29 protein-coding genes and 1 pseudogene are annotated in these 22,504 nt (G+C 42.2%); 7 read left to right on the forward strand and 23 right to left on the reverse strand.

The features are described 5' to 3' along the window. Positions 1-8: 8 nt before the first annotated feature. The 5 genes from R7O13_RS19835 to R7O13_RS19855 all read right to left on the reverse strand — a co-directional run bounded on the left by R7O13_RS19835 (position 9) and on the right by R7O13_RS19855 (position 5,650). Positions 9-2,090 (reverse strand): EAL domain-containing protein, encoded by a 2,082-nt coding sequence (locus tag R7O13_RS19835; protein ID WP_213916099.1) that lies wholly within the window; start codon positions 2,088-2,090, stop codon positions 9-11. Positions 2,091-2,523: 433 nt separating this feature from the next. Beyond that, the gene (locus R7O13_RS19840; RefSeq protein WP_213916098.1) at positions 2,524-2,694 is read right to left on the reverse strand and encodes a DUF2513 domain-containing protein; all 171 of its coding nucleotides are present in this window, start codon (positions 2,692-2,694) and stop codon (positions 2,524-2,526) included. Between the two features lie 152 nt (positions 2,695-2,846). Then, positions 2,847-3,344 carry a hypothetical protein gene (locus R7O13_RS19845; RefSeq protein WP_213916096.1) on the reverse strand — a complete coding sequence of 166 codons (498 nt, stop codon included), beginning with the start codon at positions 3,342-3,344 and terminating at the stop codon, positions 2,847-2,849. Between the two features lie 708 nt (positions 3,345-4,052). Next, positions 4,053-4,367 (reverse strand): hypothetical protein, encoded by a 315-nt coding sequence (locus tag R7O13_RS19850; protein ID WP_237284032.1) that lies wholly within the window; start codon positions 4,365-4,367, stop codon positions 4,053-4,055. Positions 4,368-4,852: 485 nt separating this feature from the next. Further along, entirely contained in the window at positions 4,853-5,650 is a 798-nt protein-coding gene (locus tag R7O13_RS19855) for a hypothetical protein (protein WP_064369710.1), read from the reverse strand. A gap of 236 nt (positions 5,651-5,886) precedes the next feature. On the opposite strand from R7O13_RS19855, the gene R7O13_RS19860 reads away from it, so the two are divergent. Continuing rightward, the gene (locus tag R7O13_RS19860) at positions 5,887-6,120 is read left to right on the forward strand and encodes a TA system antitoxin ParD family protein (RefSeq protein ID WP_213963499.1); all 234 of its coding nucleotides are present in this window, start codon (positions 5,887-5,889) and stop codon (positions 6,118-6,120) included. A gap of 201 nt (positions 6,121-6,321) precedes the next feature. Here R7O13_RS19860 and R7O13_RS19865 read toward each other — a convergent pair whose 3' ends face one another. The 13 genes from R7O13_RS19865 to R7O13_RS19925 all read right to left on the reverse strand — a co-directional run bounded on the left by R7O13_RS19865 (position 6,322) and on the right by R7O13_RS19925 (position 13,092). Next, on the reverse strand, positions 6,322-6,744 hold the full coding sequence (locus tag R7O13_RS19865) for a hypothetical protein (RefSeq protein WP_213963500.1): 423 nt from the start codon (positions 6,742-6,744) through the stop codon (positions 6,322-6,324). Positions 6,745-6,921: 177 nt separating this feature from the next. Beyond that, positions 6,922-7,344, reverse strand: coding sequence for a hypothetical protein (locus R7O13_RS19870; RefSeq protein ID WP_213963501.1), 423 nt, complete (start codon positions 7,342-7,344; stop codon positions 6,922-6,924). Between the two features lie 68 nt (positions 7,345-7,412). After that, positions 7,413-7,655: a hypothetical protein gene (locus tag R7O13_RS19875; RefSeq protein WP_213963502.1), complete on the reverse strand. Its 243-nt coding sequence runs from the start codon at positions 7,653-7,655 to the stop codon at positions 7,413-7,415. 9 nt (positions 7,656-7,664) lie between these two features. Beyond that, complete coding sequence (locus tag R7O13_RS19880) at positions 7,665-8,024, reverse strand: ASCH domain-containing protein (protein WP_045608339.1); 360 nt, start codon at positions 8,022-8,024, stop codon at positions 7,665-7,667. 22 nt (positions 8,025-8,046) lie between these two features. After that, positions 8,047-8,733, reverse strand: a complete 687-nt coding sequence (locus R7O13_RS19885) for a glycosyltransferase family 25 protein (protein WP_213963503.1) — start codon at positions 8,731-8,733, stop codon at positions 8,047-8,049. 12 nt (positions 8,734-8,745) lie between these two features. Further along, positions 8,746-9,492, reverse strand: coding sequence for a hypothetical protein (locus tag R7O13_RS19890; protein ID WP_213963504.1), 747 nt, complete (start codon positions 9,490-9,492; stop codon positions 8,746-8,748). Between the two features lie 185 nt (positions 9,493-9,677). Next, the gene (locus R7O13_RS19895; RefSeq protein ID WP_213963505.1) at positions 9,678-9,926 is read right to left on the reverse strand and encodes a hypothetical protein; all 249 of its coding nucleotides are present in this window, start codon (positions 9,924-9,926) and stop codon (positions 9,678-9,680) included. 219 nt (positions 9,927-10,145) lie between these two features. Further along, complete coding sequence (locus R7O13_RS19900; protein ID WP_081048945.1) at positions 10,146-10,394, reverse strand: hypothetical protein; 249 nt, start codon at positions 10,392-10,394, stop codon at positions 10,146-10,148. Between the two features lie 13 nt (positions 10,395-10,407). After that, positions 10,408-10,656, reverse strand: coding sequence for a hypothetical protein (locus R7O13_RS19905; protein ID WP_237284034.1), 249 nt, complete (start codon positions 10,654-10,656; stop codon positions 10,408-10,410). A 119-nt stretch (positions 10,657-10,775) separates the two neighbouring features. Beyond that, on the reverse strand, positions 10,776-11,315 hold the full coding sequence (locus R7O13_RS19910; RefSeq protein ID WP_024703888.1) for a helix-turn-helix transcriptional regulator: 540 nt from the start codon (positions 11,313-11,315) through the stop codon (positions 10,776-10,778). An 87-nt stretch (positions 11,316-11,402) separates the two neighbouring features. Beyond that, positions 11,403-12,329: a hypothetical protein gene (locus R7O13_RS19915; protein WP_237284035.1), complete on the reverse strand. Its 927-nt coding sequence runs from the start codon at positions 12,327-12,329 to the stop codon at positions 11,403-11,405. A gap of 137 nt (positions 12,330-12,466) precedes the next feature. Further along, the gene (locus R7O13_RS19920; RefSeq protein WP_140203153.1) at positions 12,467-12,721 is read right to left on the reverse strand and encodes a hypothetical protein; all 255 of its coding nucleotides are present in this window, start codon (positions 12,719-12,721) and stop codon (positions 12,467-12,469) included. A 2-nt stretch (positions 12,722-12,723) separates the two neighbouring features. After that, positions 12,724-13,092: a hypothetical protein gene (locus tag R7O13_RS19925; RefSeq protein WP_180790734.1), complete on the reverse strand. Its 369-nt coding sequence runs from the start codon at positions 13,090-13,092 to the stop codon at positions 12,724-12,726. Positions 13,093-13,354: 262 nt separating this feature from the next. On the opposite strand from R7O13_RS19925, the gene R7O13_RS19930 reads away from it, so the two are divergent. The 6 genes from R7O13_RS19930 (at position 13,355) to R7O13_RS19955 (ending at position 17,874) form a co-directional block, all read left to right on the forward strand. Further along, positions 13,355-13,990 (forward strand): hypothetical protein, encoded by a 636-nt coding sequence (locus tag R7O13_RS19930; protein ID WP_237284036.1) that lies wholly within the window; start codon positions 13,355-13,357, stop codon positions 13,988-13,990. Between the two features lie 16 nt (positions 13,991-14,006). Beyond that, complete coding sequence (locus tag R7O13_RS19935; RefSeq protein WP_237284037.1) at positions 14,007-14,540, forward strand: PadR family transcriptional regulator; 534 nt, start codon at positions 14,007-14,009, stop codon at positions 14,538-14,540. Between the two features lie 724 nt (positions 14,541-15,264). Then, positions 15,265-15,897 carry a hypothetical protein gene (locus R7O13_RS19940; RefSeq protein WP_140203156.1) on the forward strand — a complete coding sequence of 211 codons (633 nt, stop codon included), beginning with the start codon at positions 15,265-15,267 and terminating at the stop codon, positions 15,895-15,897. Continuing rightward, on the forward strand, positions 15,890-16,213 hold the full coding sequence (locus R7O13_RS19945) for a hypothetical protein (RefSeq protein ID WP_024703879.1): 324 nt from the start codon (positions 15,890-15,892) through the stop codon (positions 16,211-16,213). Before R7O13_RS19940 ends, R7O13_RS19945 begins: the two co-directional genes overlap by 8 nt. Positions 16,214-16,216: 3 nt before the next feature. Next, positions 16,217-17,368 (forward strand): phage tail protein, encoded by a 1,152-nt coding sequence (locus R7O13_RS19950; RefSeq protein WP_237284038.1) that lies wholly within the window; start codon positions 16,217-16,219, stop codon positions 17,366-17,368. Further along, positions 17,365-17,874, forward strand: a complete 510-nt coding sequence (locus tag R7O13_RS19955; protein ID WP_237284039.1) for a hypothetical protein — start codon at positions 17,365-17,367, stop codon at positions 17,872-17,874. The genes R7O13_RS19950 and R7O13_RS19955 overlap by 4 nt, the downstream gene beginning before the upstream one ends. 232 nt (positions 17,875-18,106) lie before the next feature. Here the strand turns inward: R7O13_RS19955 and R7O13_RS19960 are convergent, their stop codons facing one another. The 5 genes and pseudogenes from R7O13_RS19960 to R7O13_RS19980 all read right to left on the reverse strand — a co-directional run bounded on the left by R7O13_RS19960 (position 18,107) and on the right by R7O13_RS19980 (position 22,402). Beyond that, positions 18,107-18,586, reverse strand: coding sequence for an Hsp20 family protein (locus R7O13_RS19960; RefSeq protein ID WP_237284040.1), 480 nt, complete (start codon positions 18,584-18,586; stop codon positions 18,107-18,109). A gap of 370 nt (positions 18,587-18,956) precedes the next feature. Continuing rightward, positions 18,957-19,262, reverse strand: a pseudogene (locus R7O13_RS19965) (IS3 family transposase); the annotation flags it as partial. Between the two features lie 160 nt (positions 19,263-19,422). Next, on the reverse strand, positions 19,423-20,286 hold the full coding sequence (locus R7O13_RS19970; RefSeq protein ID WP_237284041.1) for a hypothetical protein: 864 nt from the start codon (positions 20,284-20,286) through the stop codon (positions 19,423-19,425). A gap of 155 nt (positions 20,287-20,441) precedes the next feature. After that, positions 20,442-20,951 carry a DUF4145 domain-containing protein gene (locus R7O13_RS19975; protein WP_203513269.1) on the reverse strand — a complete coding sequence of 170 codons (510 nt, stop codon included), beginning with the start codon at positions 20,949-20,951 and terminating at the stop codon, positions 20,442-20,444. Positions 20,952-21,220: 269 nt separating this feature from the next. Beyond that, on the reverse strand, positions 21,221-22,402 hold the full coding sequence (locus tag R7O13_RS19980; RefSeq protein ID WP_237284043.1) for a DUF6161 domain-containing protein: 1,182 nt from the start codon (positions 22,400-22,402) through the stop codon (positions 21,221-21,223). Positions 22,403-22,504 lie beyond the last annotated feature (102 nt).

The raw sequence follows: 22,504 nt of genomic DNA on the forward strand, positions 1-22,504 counted from the left end.
CGATACCTTCATAAGGAGTATTCCAGTTTAATGTCTGTATAACGTACAGGACGAGAAAAATGGTAACCTTGAAGTGATGCCACACCAAAAGCACGTAACCGCGCAACTTGAAAGGAATTTTCAACGCCTTCAGCGACACATTTTAGTCCCGTGTCTTTGGCTAATTGAGCAATCGTTCTGACTAAAGACTCATCAGGATTGTCTTCGGTCAGTTGATTTACAAAAGAGCGGTCAATTTTAAGTACATCCACTGGTAGCGATTTCAGGTAACTTAAGCACGAATATCCCGTACCAAAATCATCTATGGATATGGTGATGCCCAGTTGTCTGAGCTGTTCCATATCACGAGAGACATGTTGCAAATTATCAAGCATCAGGCTTTCTGTCACTTCAAGCTCTATCTGAGAGGGATGAACGCCGTGCTCTTCAATGGCATGCAATAAGAACGGAAGAAAGTGGGGGTCTAAAAATTGAACCGGTGATATATTTAATGCCATATGTAGACGAACCTGACTTTGTTGCCATTGTTTGAGCTGAGCTAAAGCCAAATGGATCATTTGCTCTCCCAAAGGAATAATGAGCCTCGTTTCTTCCGCTAAAGAGATAAATTCAACAGGTGGAATTAAACGCCCATTCTCATCGGAAATTCTCATCAAAGCCTCGACCGCCGTGACTTTCCCGGTATTCGCATCAATCATCGGTTGATAAAGTGCGACCACTCGTTTGAGGTTAATTGCCTGTTTAATCTGAGAATAATGTTCACGTCGAGCAATATTGTGAGATTCCATCTCTTCAGAATAGAAACAAACTCCATCATGAATCGCGTCGACTTTTGCTCGATGTAAGGCCGCGTCTGAATGTAATATTAACGACTGTGCATCAGTGGCATCTTCAGGAAATACGCTCAAACCCATACTGATTGAGAAATTATTTAATTCCGGATGTCGTTTTGCAAACTGTTGGACAGTTTCCTTAATGGACAAAGCAAAATTTGATAACTCCGTGGGATTACAGAGTTCGGGAACCAGAATCATAAACTCGTCAGCATTGTGCCGACTGACCATCCCGTCATTGTGTACTTGACTTTTTAAACACTGGGCAATTTTCTTTAATAATATATCGCCATATTCGAACCCAAACTCTTCATTAATGAGTTTGAACCCATTGATGTCGAGCACTATTAACCCTAGCTCTCGCTCCAAGCGCTGAGCCTTTTCAATTTCGTTCGCAAGGTGCTCCATCAATAAAAAACGATTTGGGAGGTTTGTAAGTTGATCATGTTGAAGGGTATGAGACATTTTTAATGCCATCGCCTTCGATTCACTAATATTATCAAAAACGATCACGCCACCGATTACTTCCCCATATTCAGAAAGTAAAGGGGCGGCACTATCTTCTACTGGTATCCAGCGGCCATTTTGACATCGCATTTGACAATTAAGAGCCATGCCCACCACTCTATTTTCAGAAATGGCCAGTCTAAGTGGATTTATATGAGAGGGGCCGTCGTTTCCGATCCTTAAAGGCATGACATCCTCAATCGCTAATCCTTCTGCATCAGACATCGACATCCCTATGAGCAGCTCAGCGGCGGGGTTTAAATACGTAACTTGGCATTCTTTGTCCGTTGTTATCACGGCGTCACCAATAGAGTCTAACGTTATTCTAGCGTGGCGAAATACTTCAACTAAACGCTGCTCACGATTTCTAAGCATCAGTTGTGTACGAACCCTAGCCGCTACAACAGGCGGTTGTAGCGGTTTAGCGATAAAATCCACAGCTCCGTCGCGTAAACAATGAAGTTGCTCTTCAACTGAATCATTGGCAGTAATGAAAATTACAGGAATTAAAGCTGTCTCGCTGTGATTTTTTAACAGAGCCAATACTTCATAACCATTCATTCCCGGCATTTGAATATCAAGAAGTATAATGTCGGGTTTAACAGCAATGGCCTGCTTTAGAGCATCAACGCTTCTTTGTTCGAAAAAGACTTGCCCAATTGTTTTAAGTACTTGATGCAGTAAAGTAATCTGATCTGCGTCGTCATCAACTAAAAGTATCCGTGGTGAGGATTTACTCACAGAGAACATACTTTCTCCTTCCGCTAGATAAAGGTTCCGTACAACCAACATGACAAATACTAAAAGTGTAGGTTAGTACTACTGCATAAGCCGACGTTGTAGACCAATTTATTTAAATTTAGTGAGATAAGTGCCAAGATTAATAATGATTCATAATATAATTGAGGTCAAATCGACATTACAAAGCGGATTTATAATCAATAGGTTAATGAGAGGGAATGGATATTAGATTGCAAAATGACACATAATTTTAAAAAGCTCACGACGACGCTCGCTCGGATAACTAAAGGTAGGGGAAACTTTCATCCAAAAGAAGTTAATTAACTTCAGTGATAACAAACAATGGGGCAAAATCGTCTCAGAGAAGAAGGCAAACTACGACAAATGGCACCGAAAAGTTTCGTACTTTATTGTCATAGTTCTAATCTTTATTGTTCGAGTTTCAAACTTTGTTGTCCACCGACACTTCCAATAATCCGGCATCAATTAACAAAGCAACATGATAATTTATGTCCTCTGGCTTATAGTTTTCAAAATTAAAGCCAGAAATTCGGTCAGGATGCTTCTCAATAGAAAGAAGTAATCTTCTGATTAAAGCCATATCTCTTTTCAATCTGCTAATCCTCCAATGAACCATGTAGCCTTGTTAAGGTGTGAGGCGCGCAATACCGAAGATCCCGCATGCCACCTTGACCACTAAAAACAACCCATAGTAAAAATGCCACGCGTGCCGAATCACTCTTGAACAATTTGTTATGCAAATTTTTAGAGCACCCTAGCCATAAGCATTTTTTGCAATTTATCTGGAAAGCTATCAGCTGGAATAAGATCATCAAACAACCATTCAAAATACTCATCGAGAATATCGACCAACTCTCCAATAGTGTAATATGCGTTCGCTACTGAAATTCCAGGCTGAGGTCCAAACACGTAAGTAAAATGATCCCTAATTTCTGGTTTGTGGACCTCTGTAACAACCTTTTTTTCATCGCTAGGTTTGTCCAATCGAAAATGTTTCGAACCATTTGCTAGATCGCGCGTAGCATTAACTAGTTCCTTCATTTGTGGCGGCGCTTGATTAACTTTTTTATAAAACAAGTTAGGCCGATTTTGTTTATCGTTTTTAATCCAGTCGTGGTGCAAGTGCCATGCAGTGACCACAAAGTTGAAGAAATCATAAGGGTGATAACTTTGAGTAACTCGTTGCCGCTCAAATTTTAATTTTTCACGTAACTCGTGAACTGTCTCTATACCTACTTTCAAACGAAGTCCTCAAATTGCATAACGCTTTCTATGCGGATTTTAGCCGCCTTTCATATTCCTATCATGTAACCTTTTTAATACCACATCAACGTGTAATCAATAGGTTAATGAAAGTTAACAGAGATTAGATTGTATGATGCCTGATGATTTCAGAAAAATGCTGGTGCCCAAACTCCTTCGGATAACTTTTGATAGGGGAAATTACTAGGTTCGAACTGAGCAAGATCTTTTGCTCTGAATTGTTTTGGGGCATAAAAGAGTTAGAGCCTAGCCTGGCTAGACCTTGAGTCGAACAGTGACAGATTGTCATCCAGATTAAACCAAACCTCTATTTCATGCGGTGACTTTGTTTTTGCTCGCTGATTTTGTCGGTAATTTTTAGCTTGAGCATCATACGTCTTAGGCACAGGTTGGACGCCTTACAATATGTATCCAAAAATACTAATCAAAGATTTCAGTAGAGCAATAGAGACTATCAAAACCAAGCATAATCGGAGCAATTTATACTGAGTATCTATTTCAATTAATGTCGTAATATGCATTGATAACCCATTATGCCAACAATATATAATTTCAATAGACCAACAAATTATCGCTAGATATAAGAAAATATCAGAAAATTCATTTCTAATGAGAAAAAGAATGAAAAATATAAATGTAAAAAAAAGTAGTATCTTTCGTACGTTCATATATGTTAGCTATAATTGCCTAACCTAGGCAGTCTAGTTTCTGACTTACAGCACTTGGAGAGTAATCATCAGCATGCTTACCTGCGAATGCTTTCAATGTCTCAAGAGTATCTTGGCCAAAGGTTTTACCGAAGGCTCTCGCAAGCATTATATCAGACATTTTCCCACCAATGAGTGAAGCGGAGTCATCTTGCCATACATCTCCATTTGCCATGTCTTTTGCTAGGTCAGCAACTGTCAAAGCATTTACTAATGGAGCGTAAGATACAGCTTCTGAAATCACTTCTACTCGCTCTTCAGCAATATCAACTTGAGTCTCGGCAATCTCTTCCATATTTTTTCCCATAACCATTGCCCAATTATTAAACCTAAGTCATTAACACTGGCTCGGGTAACGTATCCCAACGAATTTATGTGTAACTAAAAAGAGTCGCCTTAGTGCGACTCTTTTGTTTTATGGCTTTGCTAGCTTTTCATTCGTACTGTCTGACGAGATTTAAGGTCAAGGAGCAAATCACTTCGTGAAGGTAGGCAAATAATTGTTTATCAAAAAAATCAAATAGAAGCCATTTAATACAGAAAACGAAACATCAAACCTTGCGCTTAACTTCCTCTTAAGCCAAGGCAGTTCAAACAAGGAAACTAAAGCGCAACATACCAAAGCTTGTAATGTTGTATCTAAGCGAGTTAATGAAAACATTATTAGGACTATCGCCAAATATAAGAACAACCACGCTCTTTTCTTAAAGTAGTCATTATGACGTAGGCAAATAAACTGTATTACTACAATCAAACAGGCAAGCAAAAATTGTACGTGCATTAGTGCCTACCACTGTCGGTTTCGCAGGTACTTTTGTGACACTGGGAGCAAACTGCTGTCAGCGATTTGTTGACGGCTGCCATTGCAATTGGCGTTACAATGGCTCCCGCGCCAGTTGCGAATATAGTTGCGCCTAATCCAGCGGTCACACCACCAATAAACATCCCTCTCACGATGTCACCACCACATGCTTTGTCTGCATCCCACGCGCCTAATCCACCAGCTCCAGCACCACCTATAATTGCTGGCAAAACGGTTCCCCAAGCTCTTTGATTGTATTTAGAGCCAAAGTCATCAAGAATCCCTCCCATATAAATAGAAGACTCAAATGTTATTTCTTTAACCCTAAATGGCGGCACTTCCTTCCCCTTTACTTGAGGCAAGTTTGAGAGGTTAGATTGATAATTACGTTTGGTTTCTTTCCCATTCCTCTCGCTACCCACTACCAATGCATTGCTCGTGCGATAGAACGCTCCATCAGTCTCAGTTAACAGAAATACCGTCGATGAAATTCCAAATGATTCAAAGATACTCTGCCCTTCTATCTTAAAGACCTTTCCTTTATTTGGGCCTAAAACAGATACGTAAATTGGCGTTTGCATAAGGTTTACCACTTTCTGATACGCGGTTCCTACAACACAATATTCATAACCTCTTGCGACATGGTTTTTACGATCTTTCCAGCCTAATGGAGCTACATTACATAATGGCCCATTAGGTTCAAAAAACTGTTTTCCTGCTTGGGTAGTACCTGCGAACAATATTAAAAACAAAACAACACAAATTTGCTTTAACACTTACTTTTCCTTTTATAGATATGTATTAAATCATTGATTGCAATTGCAAATGAGTATTGTTATCAATTAATGATGGATATGCAACAGCACAAACTTAATTAATTGAAATTCATGTTAATGGTCACACAATAATTCACTTGACAGATATGTCGCGGGAAATCAGTGTTTAACCAATTGATACACCAGTTAAACCGCAAGATAATTGGCGCACCTTTGACGAATGGAGGCGAGTTTAAGTGACGACGACTGTAAATCTAGATAGCCAATTGGTCGCTTCGGCTCAGGCTAATGCAGCTAACCGCAGTGTGGCAGAACAAATCGAGCATTGGGCGAATATAGGGAAGGTGATGGAAGAAAACCAAGATTTGCCTTATGAGTTTGTACGCGAGTCGCTGGTGGCGCGAGACGAAGTGAAGAACGGTGATGTGACCGTCTATCATCGTAAAACCAACAAACCATATAAATACTAAAAAGAGTCGCCTTGGTGCGACTCTTTTGTTTTGTGGGGTTGTTAATGTTTCTTTCGCGCTGTCAGACGCGATTTTAGCGCTTTTGAGGTCATAGTGCGCCCATTGTTCACGTCACTATGAGATATCACCACCAGCGCAAGCAGAGCTCGGTTTTCTTGGAGTTTTTGGTCTGTTTTCATCGTCATTATTGAATCATCGTCATTATTGAATCTGTAACGGTACATTAAGGAACGTAGCCAGCTCTTGCGCCATTTGCTCATCAACAAGGTCATGCCAATAGGTAAATCCATTGAACGTCATCGAGAAACGAAACAGCTCAGTAAAGTGGTCTGTTACCTCAAATTCTACGTTCACATCCTGCGGCGCGGTAACTGTGCCAGCTCCGTATAGATTCAGCAGCCATGTTCCTGTTAATGGGTTAGGCTTCACCAGTAGTGCCTTATGGCCACCAGCAAAGAACAGAGTAATGCGCTCGATGCCTGATTCCTTGGCCTCTCTATCTTCTTGGGCTGCCCGTTGTCTTTCTTGGGCTAGGTTGAACTTGTCCATGACTTTTTCTAGGCGGTCAGGTGTCATGCTGGTTAGCTTGTCGAGTACCTTGTCCAAATCAATCTTGTCGTTCACGTTGTTTTCCTTGCTGGTGGCGTTGTTTGAGCTACACATTAACAGCAATTGGCGGGTAAAAGTAGTTGTTGAATCAGGGTTATAGGTGTAATAATAGCAAATATCGGAGAGTCACTACCGTTAAGTGTGAAGTTAAAAAATAACACCGCCTCGATGGGCGGTGTTTTGCTATTTGGCTTATAGTGCGTTTGAGGTCATTTCTAATAATTCTTTATACCTCTCATTGAATTTGGTGGCCGTAAATTGACTACCTAGAATCTCAAATGGTTTTTCTGATTTAAATATGTTTAGTAGGTATTCTTTGCCCGCTTTTGTTTTGGGTGCGTAAACCGCTACCCGCGCACTAGGGCATGACTTAATCATGTTTACCAGTCTGCCGTTAATCTCCAATTTCATGTCCACATCGTCGAAATCAAAACAATCCTCGGCGCGACCAAAAGCCAAGTCATGCTCGCCTACATTAGCTGTTATGTTTAAGTCTGCCGATGCAGCTATGATCATTGCATTCTTGCGCTCCCAAGTAAGTGGGTTTATATCTGCTGCATTGGCTAACGTAGGAAATAACATAGCCAACGATAAGAGTAATTTGGTTTTCTTCATTGTTTACCTTGTCACTGATTAGTTATTGATATGACCACCAGCATAGTGCCACTGGTGGCGCTTGGATTTTAAAGTAGAGCGACCGACACTTCGCTATTTCTTGCTCTCTTGACCGCCTTGGCCATTTCTTCCTTAGTTGTCGCGTAGCTGTCATAGAACTGGTCAAATTCCACGGTGTTAGGGTCGAAAGGGTTTTCCATACCGCAGCCAGATTGCGCCACCATGCGCCCTAGTTCCTCGGCTGTGTCGTACTCAAACACATAGCCTTTGTACTCGATCATGTATTTGCATTTCTTCCACCAGCGAGCCATTTTCAACTCCTAGATATTTACCCAAATTACAGCGCCTACCTTGTGCTCATAAGGAATTGGTTCAATGCGCTGTACGTTCTCCAAAACCCAAGGGCAACGCCATTTAGCCAGCTCAGGCATAGCGTCATAATCGACCTTATGTTTATCAAAGTTGGCCATCAATTCTGCATGCGATAGAGGCTCTAAAGAGTCGGTTAAGTTCGCTAGGCCAACGATTAAACCAGTGCCCTGTTCAATTAGGGCAATGGTGCCTCGGATTTTGGTTTTGGTAGAGCGCATTTCCCAAACCTTTAAGCCAGCGAGGATAAGATGAATCCACGGCTTTCTTATGATCAATGCGCGTGTAACTTCAATGCCGTTGATTAACATGATTGGTCTTTGAAGCTTTCCGTTAGTATTGGTACTTGATTTTGTTGATTGCTCTGAATAGCAGATTAAGCGGATTGTAAGACGCTTTGCCTCGCCTCACGTTCGCTATGCTTGTTGCGTTGCTACGTCTTATGGCTACGCCAATATTGCTGACAAACCCAAACAGGCCGGATAACTTAGGCGTACCCATCCAGCGGTCTACAGGTAAAACCATGCCCGTTTTGTTGAGCATCGATAGCAATACGTTGGCTCGACGCGGAGTTATGCCATAGCAGCGAATTGGAAACGCCTTTCGCAATGGAATATCGCTAAACAGTGTTGGTCTATCTGGATGCAGCTTGAACTCGTAGTCGGTAAAGGAAACGAGGCCGCAATTGTTGATTTGGTTGCGCACTTCGTCGCTTAGTAATATCGATGCGTCACGAACGAAATCAGCGCTATCCTCGATGATGATCCCCGCTTCACCAGATTTGGCAATGCGTTCCCAAGCCATAGCGTGTGTTTTGAATGCGCCGAACTCGCCAAGCATTAACGCTTTCTTTCTATAGCGCAGCGATTTACGGGCGTATTTCGCTTCTAGTTCCTTTAAGGCTTCCGTGCCTAGTGATTCCACAAATTCAAAGTTAACGTCCTTAAGTAACTGTTTCATGAACTTAACTCTTTCCTTGTTCATGGTCGTTAGTACGTAAATTTTTATTTGCTTATTCACGGTGATGCTCTCTTACAGGTAGTTCTCTCTCAGTGCTAAGGTTGTTTTTTCGGTATTGGTGTACGTGTTGCTCTCTGCATCAAAGGCGATTGCGCCAGCGTCCACCAGCTCATTAAGCTCTTTCTCTGTAGCGGGTTCGTCTAGGTCGAGTAATGTTGGGTGCCAGCCATCGTCACGTTTAGCCATCTTTGAACCGTTATCGATAAACACCAACCATTCCGCTTGTCGGCTGGTGGTGTTGAAATGCTTCGCTAGCGACTCGATACGGGTTTTGTAATAGAAGTCGGCCTTAAGGGTTGATGTGTTGCGAATAAGCGCGCCAACCGTTGCAGGATCGCTTTGAGTTGGCGTTGAGTAGCGCATGTATATGTTTTCTCGGGTTTGATTCAAGATTTGCTCATTAAGCTCTACACCGCCCTCCGCTGCGATTCTTCGGATTAGCCCGTCTAAGTCGCCATCTGGTGCGTCAATTTGAATAGCAATCCAGCTAATTTCCTCGGCTTGTGTTGCGTTGTGCTTATCAGGTTCGCACTGAATTGCCAGGCTACCGTTGATCTTAGCTTTAGGGTCAAACTCGATAATGTCATATGGTTTGTTGCTGTCGATTAACTTCGGCTCTGGATGGTAAAGGCTGTTGCCTTTAGGTAGGTACTCGACCGTGCAAAAGCCTAGTGTGTAGTTGCCCTCTTGGCCGACTTGTTTGGAGTATCGGCGTAGGTCAGCAGAAAATGTGTAACGTCCAACTTTATAGACAATCATTAGGTAACTCCCGTTTCTAAACATCCCCTTTAACTACAAAGGGATTAGGAACGAAATTAATATACCACTTCAATTTTAAATTCCGAACACATTTAGTATAAAGAAACATAAAATATGCTCATTTTATAAATCTCTGTCTATTTTTGAGCCAAAAAAAGGCGCACCATTAAGGCGCGCCGTGTGGGTTAGGTTGGGAAGTTGACCACGATTGGGATTATTAACTCGGCGTAGTCACTTAGAACCATTAGGAACAGGCCAAGATCAACGTATAACACTAGCTTTCGCAGTTGTTTGGTTAACTTGGTCAGGTCACTAACCAGTTCTTTGGAGGTTTTGAATGCTTCGATAGAAAGTTTAATTCTTTCAATGCGTTCAGGTGTGGCCAACTTATAAACCGCAATGGCCATCGCGATAAGACTTGATATAGTTATCATGCTTTTCTTTCTTTAATCTAAAGTTAGAAAATCGAAATACGCGCGTCAATGGCCAAGCAAAAATAGTTGAAAAAAAGTGTCCAGCACTGGTCAAAAGTGCCTTAAAAATCAAAAATTGGTGGGTTAGTTTCAGTTCTATAGAGAAATGAAACTAAATTGGGTGAATTCCGAACAGGATAATCAATGAGCAGTTCGGTTTGGCCGAACAAGTGGAATATATTATTCCCCGTTAATGCCAAGCTTAATTGATACGCCTAACACGTTCGCCAGCGAGATAAGCGAGGATAAAGATGGGTCATTAGGTGGCTGTAAGGTGTTATCCATGCCTTTGGCCTTGGCGATAGCGGCTAAGGCATCTGCAATTATCTCGGGTTCGCCAGTGCTTGCTGCTTCATCGAGATAGGCTTGGATAGTCTGTTGGTCGGTTAGGTAGTCGGATGCGTCAAACTCTTTTAATTGAGTCGTCATAAGATCAACCTCGTTATTGGCTATTGGCCACACTGAGCGCGGTAAGACCGCTAACCTGATTAGCTTGCTGCATTGCGCTTTGAACGGCTTCACTGTATGAGTCAGCTTCTCGGTCGAACTCGATACGAATTTCGCTGCCAGATGCCGATACAGTGCAATCATTAGCACCAACCTCAAACAGCGCATTAGATAGCTCGCAAAGCGTGTCTGCGTTCATGTCGCCTTGGAACTTGGCCACCAGTGCAAAATCAAACTCTTTCAATCATCAATCCTCTTTTTAAGCAATTAGTGGCATTTTAGCTTCAACCATAAAAAAAAGCCACCAGCGATACGCTGGTGGCAACTGAGACTTTATTACTTTATGGGTATTATTAGGTTAGTTTAGATATTGATGAGTAGGTTTGCGTACTTATCGCTATTCTTCATCAATCTGGTTTCTAGGTGATGGTTAATTACATCCATCATACGAGCGCGTTCTACTAGCTCGCTAGTAACTTTGCCCTTTTGGTATAGCCAATCTGCTATGTCGCTAAGCCTCCAAAGAGGATCTTTCTTTGAAGCTTTGCGTACTGGCACAGGGAAGCCGCCGCCGCCAAATGTGCCCTTTTTGTATTTTGCTAGTGTGCTTTTCTTAACTCCGGTGAACTCCGCAGCTTCGCCCAAACTCACAAGGTCGCCCTCAATAGAGATAACCTGCAAGTTGTAGCCATCTACCGACTCCACATCCTTGATTGCTTGTGTTACAGCTTGAGCAAAGGAATCTGCCTCTCGCTCAAATTCGATATATAGCATTTCATCAACAGACATAACCGCAGCGTCAGAGCAAGCGCCCTCATACAGTTTGCGCGATACATCAAGTAGGTCGTTATCGTTTGTGATATTGATATTGCCGATATTCAAGGTGAACTCATAAATGCTCATCGAACTCTCTGCTCTCTATCCATGTATACAATTGTGCCTATACTACCAATTAGACACAAAAAAGCCACCGTGCTGGTGGCTTAATGGTTAACTGTTTTCCACCTCATCTAACGCTTCCATCAGAATTTTTGCTGTCTTAGCGTCATTGTTATCAAGAGCTTCTTTAATCTGAGCCTTTAGTGCAGTAATCGCAGCATTGTCGTTTTCGATTGTGGTACGAACGGTCTGTCGAATCGCTTCTTCTTTGGCAATTCTTCTAACCTTGCTTTTCTCAAGCTTATCAGCCACTTCTTTGCGCTTTTCACTTAGCTTATTCGCACTTGGCTTTAATACGTACTTCCAAGTCACATAGCTTCCACCAAGAACCGCTATGACAACCATAATCAGTATTAGAGCATTTCTTTGGTTCTGAGCATCATACCTAACATTGAACTCGGCTTTCGCGCCATCATGAATAGCGTTGTAGGCATCACGGTATCCAACCAAACGAACGGACTTAACAATTGAATATGTTGGGTCGCTCTCAATCAGACCTTTTGGAACCTTAACTTGTTTAAGGCCATCCAGTTTAATTAGCTTGTCATCGGATATTTGACCATACCCACTCACCTTAACAACAGGATCGGACTCTTGAGATAGCGAGCGAACAAACGTCTCCTTTTCTCTACGACTATACGTATTCCAATAATTGTTAGACTTGGCACTCGTTTCTCCATAGCTAATCGTAACGGTATAGCTATGGCCAAAGCGCGTTCTTGAGTCATCTGCCATAGTGCTACGAACATAGGCGCTGTTGTCGCAGTTGCTTTCCTCGTAAGATGCGAAAATACGGAGCTTATCCCATTCAGGGGCGCAGTATCGAGATATAGTCAATGTCGTATCCTCATCTATCTTCCAGCTGTAAGACGATGAGCGGTTCTGTTCTGCGGGTATATCGATAACGTCAGTCTTAGCCATTGCCAAAGCTGGCACTAACAGTAAAAGCGAAGCAAGTTTAGTTTTGTAGGGCGTCATTTCTGTATATCTTTTGGGTAGTTAGGGTGTGCATAATACACCAGAGTTTATAACTGCATCTATCCGTTGGCGTTCATCTAAAGTGGCCGTAAATCAGGATAGGGATGGCCACCAGCTAACTGGCAGCCAATGGAAAGTTAATAGCCGTTTGCTTTTCGTGGTAGCTTGGCAATCACCGCCAACACTTCATCACATAGCGCTTGGGTCATCTTCATAGGGTCAATGTCGTTAACGTTCACTAGGTGGCGAACGTCACGAATATCCCGAGCCAATTTGCAGCATTCTTGCCACTCTTTGAGCTGGTCAGTAACAACGCCATGTATCCTGGCAAACTCCGAATTGCTTCGGAAATTTGCCTTAATAAATTCGTCCAATGGGTAGATCGTCAGCATCGTTAAAACTGTTCTGCGTACAGCTTTGTCATCTTCAGAAGGTGGCTAATATTGCGTAGCTGTTGATCGTGGGTTTCTTGCGTTTGGTCATCGTCCAAAATCAATGACTGGATGGAGACATCCCAATCAATGCCCTTTTTTTCAATCAAGTAAACCGCATCAGCTAGATAGGTTAAAAATTGATATTGAGAATCAATCTCCGTGTAGCTTTCTTTTGCTTTGTAAGTAATCTCATCAAAATAAGCAGAGAGTGAATCCCAAAACTTAACACTGCTACTTGCTGTCGTTTTCATCTCATAAAGATGACCGACACGTAGTTTGCTGTCAGTGAAAAGTCGTTTTAGCTGGTGGGCGTATGTACCTCTCTGCATTAGCACCATATCAGGGTTAATTAGTGGATTAGTGCTGCAAAATCCGTGAATTAGATTCATTTCTTAAACGGATCCGACTGTTTGCTTGTGGCGTAATCTAATCCCATTTTTGGATTGTGGCAACAACCTTTAATTCCGAACATGAAAATCAATATCAATATGTATTTTTTTGATATTAAGAGGTAAATTAGCTATTGCATATCTTAATTTTGATGTGATAGTCTCACGCAACATTCCGAACACGCTTAATCATTTGTAGAAAATGACCATAAAAACGTTCAATACCAGCAAAGGCACTATTGCCCTGTCTAACCACGGAGCAACAGTATCGATGGCCATTAGCCGCAACGCTAGCGCGGTAGCGAACGTGTGTGTGAGTTGGGTGTTAGGGAGTGCAGATGAGGCGAAAGCCTTTATTGAGGGCGCAGACGAAAAAGCGATACGAAATGAAATGCCTCGCTTTTCCATGTGTGCAGATGTGGTTAAACAACTAGACAAGGCACTGGCCAATGGCAATTCCAAAAAACCAGTGAGCCTACTCATAGAGCTTATGGAAGCTCTACCGCTAGATGGAACGGTCTACGAAATGCCACTACAAGTAGAGTTTATCCCGCACGATGAAATCTACATCGGCTATTTCGATACGACCGTCATTGACCGCATGCAAGGGCTAGGAATTATCACGTTACTTGGGGTGCATGATGATGAGCGACAAGCTATCAAACTCAATGAGCGTGACGATTTTCTAGCAAGCTGGTCGGCGGGAGTGAGTGAGGCTCGCAACGGCTCAGATCTGCATTATGCAGACTACAACAACCAATATGCGTTTACTGCCAGATATGAGTATCTATGTCATGGATTTATTGACGATGACTCGGGCAAAATTTGGCATCAATAACAAAAGGTAACTAACTGTGAATTTGGGTAATCTACTTCTAGCAATTCTTGAGCAGAGAACACAAACAGGCTATGACCTAACAAACCGAACAATGCCAGAATCTGGAGCATGGCAAGCAAGCCACCAGCAAGTGTACCGCGAACTCGGTCGCATGACGGAAAAGGGCTTAGTGTCACACGAAATTGAAGAGCAAGACGGTAAACCAGACCGTAAAAATTACAGCTTAACTCAAGACGGAAAACGTGTTCTTAACCTTTTACGCAACGAATCCATATGCAATGATCTGTCTATTATTCGTAGCCCGGCATCGGTAATGCTAGAAATCGGCAGCGAGAGCTACTTCAAGTCATACATTGAAAAACTCAATCAAGAAATCACTCAACTTAAAGAGAAGCTGAACGCGCACCAGAAAGAGAAAGGCGTGTTCTGTGACAACTTCACACTGCATGTAGAGCGCGATATTGATATGCGCAAAGCAGAGCTTAAGTTTGCCGAACGTTCGTTATCTATGATCACTTCCTCAAGCGTTGCTATGGAGAGCGCTGCGTGAAACCTCGATCGTTTAGTTGGCTCGCCATCCCTTAAGCGAGCTAAAAAGTGTTTAACTCGAAATCGGCCTTGGGACTACGAGAGCAAGCTCATGAAGATCGTCAGTTTGGTGCAAAAGATGCGTAATGATGACGGAAAATCATGCCAATGGGTTTTGATTGAGAGTTACTTTTGATAGTTACAAAAAAACCGCGACTAAACGCGGTTTTTTTGCAGCTGGCCTTAGCAAACAGTTCGAATCAGCAAATTCGAGTTACCAGCCTTTTCATGTCCCACCAGCAAATGTGAAACAAGAGCAAGCAAATAGTATGTGTTTTTAATGGCTTTGACAATAGCAGAGGAACTTCAAAGACTACGAGAGAAGCAAAAACAATCAATGGAGCGCTCGAACGCTAAGCAAATCACCAAAAAGCGAAGCCTGAAGTGAAGAAACCGACCTAAAAGATCGCCAGTAAGAAATTGAAAAGTCGAACGCCCACTGCTGAGTAAAAGCACATCATGGATGTCAATAGTAGCTCACCATGTATTATGAGTTGGAGAACAGGCGCATGCTTAAGGTCTATAAGCTAGCGTAATTGCCACTTGAACCACTCGAAAAAAGATCCACTATAAACGTTCCGAATATTTACCAACATAAAAACCATTAACAGGGCTAAAAAGCCTAGTTAATGGTGTTAAACTGACCAAGACTCCCCATCTTAAAAAGCGCGCTTAGAGGTCACAACATGGCACGAACGCGCATAGCTGTACTTACTCTATCATCTGGCCAGCCACGACTTATGCTTGCTGGTGTAGATGATGGTCAACTCCATATCATCGAATGCCAACAATTAGAGCGCTCATTGATGAGTCTTAAGCTGACTTTGCCCGAGAAGTTAGAAAAGCTCAAAAAAGGCGGTTTTATTGTGCTGGTGGACGAGGTTACGCCCTACTTTTCAAAGTATGGGCGCGCCGTTCGCCTGTCCGAACTGGACGCAAAAGGCAGACCGATCATTGTGTCGGCAATGGAAGCCTATAACTATCTCACATCCCTAAACGCTATCACCTACCCACCTAACGCTGGTGGCCGCTTCGAAGTGTCGCCATCCATCGTGGAAGAAGTACGGGGAACCGATGGTAAGCCAACGTACAACATCGACTGGTCAGAACTGCGCCCTGACACCTACGCGCTCATGTTTGTGGTCTATGCAGCCACACAAGACAGTATTGGCGACACGGTAACGCTTCAGAGTTTGTTTGACCTGTTACGCAAACCTAAGAAAGAGCCAGAAATGGCCTCGCGCGCAATGGGACTGTTCAAAGCTAAAACAGGGCTAATCGCAGACGGTAAGTATCGTATGGGAGGCGACTATGAGTAAGTTATCCCGCCTCTCAGCAGAGAACATCGAGGACGATATTCTACGGGCGCATTTCTTTGCCATCGTCATGGAATACGTCAACCGTTCGGGCAATACCGATCTCTTTGAGTACACCATTCGACTTGATGAGGTTTATCGTGCGGATCTCGTCTCTTACAGAGCTTACGCCACGGTTGAGCTTGATTGGTTGGTTAGTCTGGTCTGTGACGTAGACGACCCAATGAATCCGCTACCTGTTGGTGAAACCATCAAGCTTCCACCAGCATCTTGGGTGCGTCGTTCCATGCGTCAATTCATGGACGAAATGGGACTGTAACTTATGCCGAAGAAGTTTGAAGCGGAGAAACGGGATAACGGCTCATTTGCCAGCCTTGGCCTCAATGAAAAGCAGTTCAACCAGCTATTCAACAAGATTGAACAGGCGCAAAAGAGAAACCGCCGTAATGCTAAGCGAACGCTGACCGCCTCAACGCTGGCCAAGCCAACTAATAAGGCATTAAAAGCGCTAGGCGAAAAGGCTAAAGGGCAACGGTTTACCAAAGAAGACCTGATCAAGTTCGACAAGGCTCGCCAGCGACACAAAGAGGTCTATGACAGTAAGACAGCGGGTATCACCTACGCCTTTTTGGTGAAGAACTCGCGTCAAATCGACGTAGACCGTGCAAACAACCGTGTCGATGACGGTACAGGCACTCACAAGGCCACGTTGATCGGTATTAAGAACAATATCGCGCTTATTCGTGTCCGAGCATCAAGCGTATCGAAGCACGAAGAGCATCGAGTAAAGGTGCGTTTTGAGCAGTGGGATGAACTACTACACGAACCGCCTAATGGGGATTACAACCAAGCGGTGCAATTGGCGTGTGCTGGCCGTATTTCCTTTGATTGCGACTGTGGCCGTCACCAGTATTGGTATCGATACTTGGCCACTATGGGTAACTACTGCGTAGCGCCGCCTAAAGAGTTTGCTTTCCCGAAAATCCGAAACCCTGAATTGTCCGGCGTGGCATGTAAACATGTTCTCAAGGCAACAACCATGCTGCAATCGCTGGCATGGCAACGCATCTTGGCCAACCAAATGAAACAGCAAGCGCGCCGTGTTGGTTTTGGCTCAGATAACAAAACGTACTTGCTCAACGAGAACGAGAAGAAAGCTGCCGCACGTAACCGTAAAACGGTGGTGGATAAGGCCGCCGCTACGCGCGAACACGCGAAATATCTACGCGCTCAGAAAGCAATGGAAAAACAGATCGCCAAACAGAAACGGGAAAGCGAAACCATCAAGCGCCAAGCGCGCAAACTGCGTAAGGAGTCCAACGAGAAGAAAGGTTATATCGATATGATTAAGGTCGGCTTCCAGAACTTCCATGACGGCTACAAGCTGCAAGGAAAGACTAAGGGTGAAGCGCTGGCCGACTTCGCAAAATTGATGAACGTAACACCAAGCAAATTAGAGAGAATCATCAAGTGAGTGACGTAGTTAAACCTGTAGTAAGAAAGGTTCGATACCAAGGCCATGAGCCCTTTAATCGCGTTTTAAGGGAAGATTGGATTAAGGCTATCAAACTATCACCAGATCACTTTGAAGCGTCCCTGTATCGCCCTGTTGAGCCAGAATCGGCACCAACGGATGATAACTACCAAAACGAATCAGTGTTAGAGCTAGAAACCAACCAAGATACGCTCACTTATAGCGAACCAGAGCTGGTGGCTTTGTTGGATTGTCCAGATGAGCAAGAGAACTTTTTCATGATGGACGATGGCGACGAAAACCTTGGCGAGTCCTTAGAGCCGCTGATGCTGCGTATTGCTTCGCACCATGTACCTATCGGCAGTGTGCTGGAATGGGACGAAGAAACCGCCGAGGGATTACGAACCGTGTGGTGGTATGTACACAAGGCCGTTGGCTATGGTACGGCGAACGTGGGCGTGATTTATATCTGCATACCAATGCGTGATTTTAATCAGAAACTTTAAGCAAAGTCTACTCACACGATGCCATTTGACACATTAAGTTATAATTTTAACTCAATGTGTAAAGCGTTGCTAACCTTTCTTTAATGGCATGTGCAAATTATTTACACACCAAACTAAGCACATTACTGTTTTAGTTAACATGTTTATTTTTCAACGTTCACATCTCAAACGAATAAACAAGATTTATAAATAAAAATATAGCATAGAGGGTGTTATGAACACCCTCAGTAATTTACTTGTTGTCGACTTTACTTTGATCAATCCCTTCTGATTTATGCTCTAAAATATTACCACCATGATTTATGGTAATAGATTTAGGCTTCATTTCCTCTGGAATTTCTTTAACCAAAGTAATAGTTAACAAGCCATTAGAGAGATTAGCGTCAATAACTTCAACATAGTCCGCTAAGTTAAACTTACGTTCAAACTTACGGTTGGCTATACCCTGATATAGATATGTTCGTTCTTGATCAGAGCTCTTATCACCGCGCACAGTGAGTACACTTTTCTCAACTTGAATATCTAGTTCTTCTTGAACAAATCCCGCAACAGCTAAAGTAATAGCGTAATGGTTTTCACTAAGAACTTCTATATTGTATGGAGGGTAGCCGCTAATAGATGCTTCACTAGTAAGTGCATGATCTAACAGTGATGCGAAGCGGTCAAACCCTACACTATTTCGATATAATGGGGTTAGATCTATTGAATTCATAATATATCCTCCATAAGAAGCAATACAAAATAAAAACAATATATGTAAAGCGATTCTGCACAGACAACCTTTACATTGGTTTTTTTAGTTTTTTACCTGATTAATTTCAAGCATATAATTATAAAATTTATTTATAAGCATTATATTATTATTCGTAGTAGCTATATAAAAATAAGCTTTATATTTTTGAACTTCATAAAATCAAAGCGAATCTCCTTCCCCTAGGCTACCTTTTATATAACACTCTCCATTGTTATCTTTTAGTTATGCTTTAGAGTAGTTACTTTCCTTACAACGCCGAATATTAGTGCGATGTACTGTAACTTTGTCCCATCGAGAGTGCTCTTCACCAGCCAGACTGGACGCTTCATTAAGCGACATTTTGTTGTTCAAAGTTAACTGGGCTTAGATACCCAAGAGCACCGTGCCTTCTCGTCCGATTATAATCAACCTCTATGTACTCGAAGAACGTTTGGCGCATCTCATCTCTGGTCCTTATTGGTTCGTATTGAATCGTTTCCACTTTCATCGAATGGAAGAAGCTCTCAACACAAGCATTGTCCCAGCAGTTTCCTTCCTTGCTCATACTTTGTTTTAGATTATAAGCAGTTATGATATCTCGATAATCTTTCGAGCAATACTGGCTACCACGATCACTAGGAACAATCACTTTCTCTGCTAGCTTCAGAGTTTCGGCTTCAAATTCAGGAGAATGGATAATACGTTTCTTCTTGTTTGTCATTGTTCACCTCGTTAGTGATTGTACTCACTTAACTCGGTGTCCAAAACTAACGGGGCGAATCATTGTGCGTTGGGAATCTGCCTTAAACGCTTTGTTATGCCTTCGACCACAAAATTGCTGACACACCATATTTAGGGAATAGAGCGGTATATTTTTCTTCTGTAATATCCAAGATTGCTTCAAGCTCGGGCTCACCGTTGTAACCTTGTTTCTCAAAAACCTCGCGCAGGCTCTCTAGCTGACTATCTAGTTGTTGTTCTAAGTGTCGGAGAAATAGTTTTTGGCGATGTTTTCTCGTTACAGCCTGTATATTAAAACCAGAACTTGCCATTCCACCACCTATCGGTGCATAGACAGTTCCATCCTGAACAGTTACGAAGCTATTGGCATTTCTTTTGCGGAGAGTTAAACGTTCTTGCTCGGTTAAAGGAGTCGACGATACTATGTCTTTAATTTGGTACCGCTCGACTACGTTCGACCAATTACGGTGGATAATTTCAACAATATCTTGGTCTGCCCATGAGCCATGGTTAAAGATACCAATCGCATAAAACTTATCCTCGGCGAGTAGCGCAAATAGAAGTGGTCCAGTACGTTCAATAAAGTTACCTTTCATATTTTCACCTAAATGAAAATGGTGAACTCCCCAATCATTGAGCATGGAATCTTTGTTGTTCAAATTGTTCACCAATTTACTCAGATTAGGGGTTAAGTCGTGACCTGATTCAATCAAGCCTTTTAAACGCTCCCATCCGGACTCTAAATTTTGAGGGCAAGAAAAAGTATCAGCCAAAAGCAATTGCCGAACTTTGGCTTCAGGACGGCGCTGCTCAGCATTGAAGTATACAAAAGGGATCTCATTATCCGGTACAGAAGAAACATCATAGCCCCAGTGATTCATCAAAATATCTTTCTGGATATTGACCCAATCACCAAAAAAATCTGATTTTATTCTCATTCTTACTCCAAAGGTTAAAATATTGGGGAGGCATAACGCCCTGCTAAGGGGTGAGCAACGCAATACTGATGACTCCGCATACCACCTTAAACACTAAAACCAACGCATAGTAAAAATGCCACGCGTTGCGAATCCCTCTTGAACAGTTTGTTATGTTACTTTTTCTTAGGAACATGTTTTAAGCTATGTTGATTTTTTTCTACCACATAGATTGACTCAACAATATTCTCGACTATGTCCATAGCAGCTATCACTTCTTTTTGTTTTGGGTTGTATGACCGATGTATTGCAGCATGGCCAGCTTCCAACACTTGATCTAGTGCAGTACGTTGAACTTTAGAGATATACCCCTGACTTTGGAATTCATCCATGTTTTTGACAAACCGCCCCTTATCACCAACTTTTTGGATCATTACATGCTCAATTAATGCTCGGATTCCCATAACCGTAAGTCGGTTACATCCATTTTGCAATGACACATATATTTCACTAATCAGTTCCATTAGTTCACGATTCACGGGACCGGTGTCGGCATTGAAAGGAAATACTAACTTTGAAACCCAACTAGGCTTTTGACGTAAAGTGTAAGGAGGATAAATAGAAATATCAGGAATTATCCCATTATCATCGTATTCGCAGTATTCTGAATATTCAGCGCGTTCCATTTTTACATCTTGACATCCGCAACATTCAAATAGGCTGTATCGGCGCTCACAATAGAAATGTTCCTCACTTAAATCCTGCTTATAACAATGTATCAACTTATGAAAAGTATAGTTCTGACAAACGTTACATTTTAATTTTCGCTTTTCTATTACCACAATTTTCTCCTAGTAACATAACGCCGCATTAAGGTGTGAGCGGCGCTTGGCTATACTTGAGCGAAGCGAAACTGCCAAGCGTTGCGAATCACTCTTAAATGCTTTGTTATAAGTCATTTTCGCGCTTTGTTTATTAGCTCGATTATGTTGTTTGGCGCAGCATCATCCGTGATTATGCCTGTAGATACGGGTCTAAAGATCGCTTGTAATACTAGATTACGTTCCTCACTTGAAGATGCCCCGCCCTCACTTATTAATGCCAAGTAGGCTTGAGTCATAACAACCCTTTCTTGAGAGTTCATTTGCATATGATTATGGCTTAAATACATTCGCACCAATACACGGATTAACCAAATTGCCAGTGATGTTGTAAAGGCAACCACGCCTACCTTACCCCATACAACTTTCTCTGAAGCTAATATTTCCCATGCTACATACCCTATTGGAAGAAAAATAAGTAATGACAACAATACGCTTGCTATACCAAACTTCTTTGCCGATTCCTTATGATGATCGCAATTATCTGTCCAATACTGGACAGGAGCTTTTAGTTTCATTTGAGTTTCATATGCTTCAACAAAACTTTCAAAGCGGTTTTTCGTCGCTTCCTGTTCTTCAATGAACCTTTCATTGAGATTATCTACAGATTCATCATAACTCTCATTTGCATGCTTAAGCTTATTTTCGAGCTCAATCTTTAAGTTGCTTTCGAGCTTTTTCTTGATTTCTTCAATATCAAGAACAGCTTGCTTCTGCTTTTTGCTCTCTTTATCCAATATTTTACATTCAGATTGGAGTTCAATAACAGCATGCTGCCCTTTTCGCAATTCGTTAGCCAGTTGCTCATTTAAGATTGAAAATTCATCAGTGATCTTAGTACTGTCAGTACGGAAATTATTGAGTAACTCTTCATATTTTGCTTTTTCAGCTTTTAAGCCTTTTTTATAGAAAAGGGCTTGAATCGCTCCTTCGGTTTGCTTATCTATACCCTCAGAGAACGCAATTAGCGTATATAGTGCAACTTCTTCATCATGTAAGGAGCGAATAAATGCTCCCTTCTGAGACGCATAAGATACGAATTCCTTCCTGTTTGTAACATCCCATGCAAGTTCTATATAGTCAGAGTCTAATGATGAACTAAACTCCTGCTCCTCATTTTCCACTCCGATTTCATCATAAAACCTAAAAAAAGCGCTATATGCCTTCAGATATCCCAACTCTTTATCATGGGACAATAACCAATTCCAGACTTTGTATTCTTGACTAATTATTTCAAATTTTTCTTTAGTATCCACTGAACCTCCCATGACTTATAACGCCCTGTTAAGGGGTGAGCAACGCAATACCAAAGCCGCCGCATACCACCTTAAACACTAAAACCAACGCATAGTAAAAAT

Source organism: Vibrio sp. Y176, from assembly GCF_033438945.1.

Coding starts and splice junctions, on each gene's coding strand:
- R7O13_RS19880 (WP_045608339.1), bottom strand. CDS start 8,024: ATGTTAATCAACGGCATTGAAGTTACACGCGCATTGATCATAAGAAAG.
- R7O13_RS19850 (WP_237284032.1), bottom strand. CDS start 4,367: ATGGAAGAGATTGCCGAGACTCAAGTTGATATTGCTGAAGAGCGAGTA.
- R7O13_RS19900 (WP_081048945.1), bottom strand. CDS start 10,394: ATGACGACTCAATTAAAAGAGTTTGACGCATCCGACTACCTAACCGAC.
- R7O13_RS19975 (WP_203513269.1), bottom strand. CDS start 20,951: ATGGAACGCGCTGAATATTCAGAATACTGCGAATACGATGATAATGGG.
- R7O13_RS19945 (WP_024703879.1), top strand. CDS start 15,890: ATGAGTAAGTTATCCCGCCTCTCAGCAGAGAACATCGAGGACGATATT.
- R7O13_RS19835 (WP_213916099.1), bottom strand. CDS start 2,090: ATGTTCTCTGTGAGTAAATCCTCACCACGGATACTTTTAGTTGATGAC.
- R7O13_RS19895 (WP_213963505.1), bottom strand. CDS start 9,926: ATGATAACTATATCAAGTCTTATCGCGATGGCCATTGCGGTTTATAAG.
- R7O13_RS19925 (WP_180790734.1), bottom strand. CDS start 13,092: ATGCAGAGAGGTACATACGCCCACCAGCTAAAACGACTTTTCACTGAC.
- R7O13_RS19960 (WP_237284040.1), bottom strand. CDS start 18,586: ATGAATTCAATAGATCTAACCCCATTATATCGAAATAGTGTAGGGTTT.
- R7O13_RS19930 (WP_237284036.1), top strand. CDS start 13,355: ATGACCATAAAAACGTTCAATACCAGCAAAGGCACTATTGCCCTGTCT.
- R7O13_RS19910 (WP_024703888.1), bottom strand. CDS start 11,315: ATGAGCATTTATGAGTTCACCTTGAATATCGGCAATATCAATATCACA.
- R7O13_RS19950 (WP_237284038.1), top strand. CDS start 16,217: ATGCCGAAGAAGTTTGAAGCGGAGAAACGGGATAACGGCTCATTTGCC.
- R7O13_RS19870 (WP_213963501.1), bottom strand. CDS start 7,344: ATGAAGAAAACCAAATTACTCTTATCGTTGGCTATGTTATTTCCTACG.
- R7O13_RS19915 (WP_237284035.1), bottom strand. CDS start 12,329: ATGACGCCCTACAAAACTAAACTTGCTTCGCTTTTACTGTTAGTGCCA.
- R7O13_RS19890 (WP_213963504.1), bottom strand. CDS start 9,492: ATGATTGTCTATAAAGTTGGACGTTACACATTTTCTGCTGACCTACGC.
- R7O13_RS19970 (WP_237284041.1), bottom strand. CDS start 20,286: ATGAGAATAAAATCAGATTTTTTTGGTGATTGGGTCAATATCCAGAAA.
- R7O13_RS19875 (WP_213963502.1), bottom strand. CDS start 7,655: ATGGCTCGCTGGTGGAAGAAATGCAAATACATGATCGAGTACAAAGGC.
- R7O13_RS19920 (WP_140203153.1), bottom strand. CDS start 12,721: ATGCTGACGATCTACCCATTGGACGAATTTATTAAGGCAAATTTCCGA.
- R7O13_RS19940 (WP_140203156.1), top strand. CDS start 15,265: ATGGCACGAACGCGCATAGCTGTACTTACTCTATCATCTGGCCAGCCA.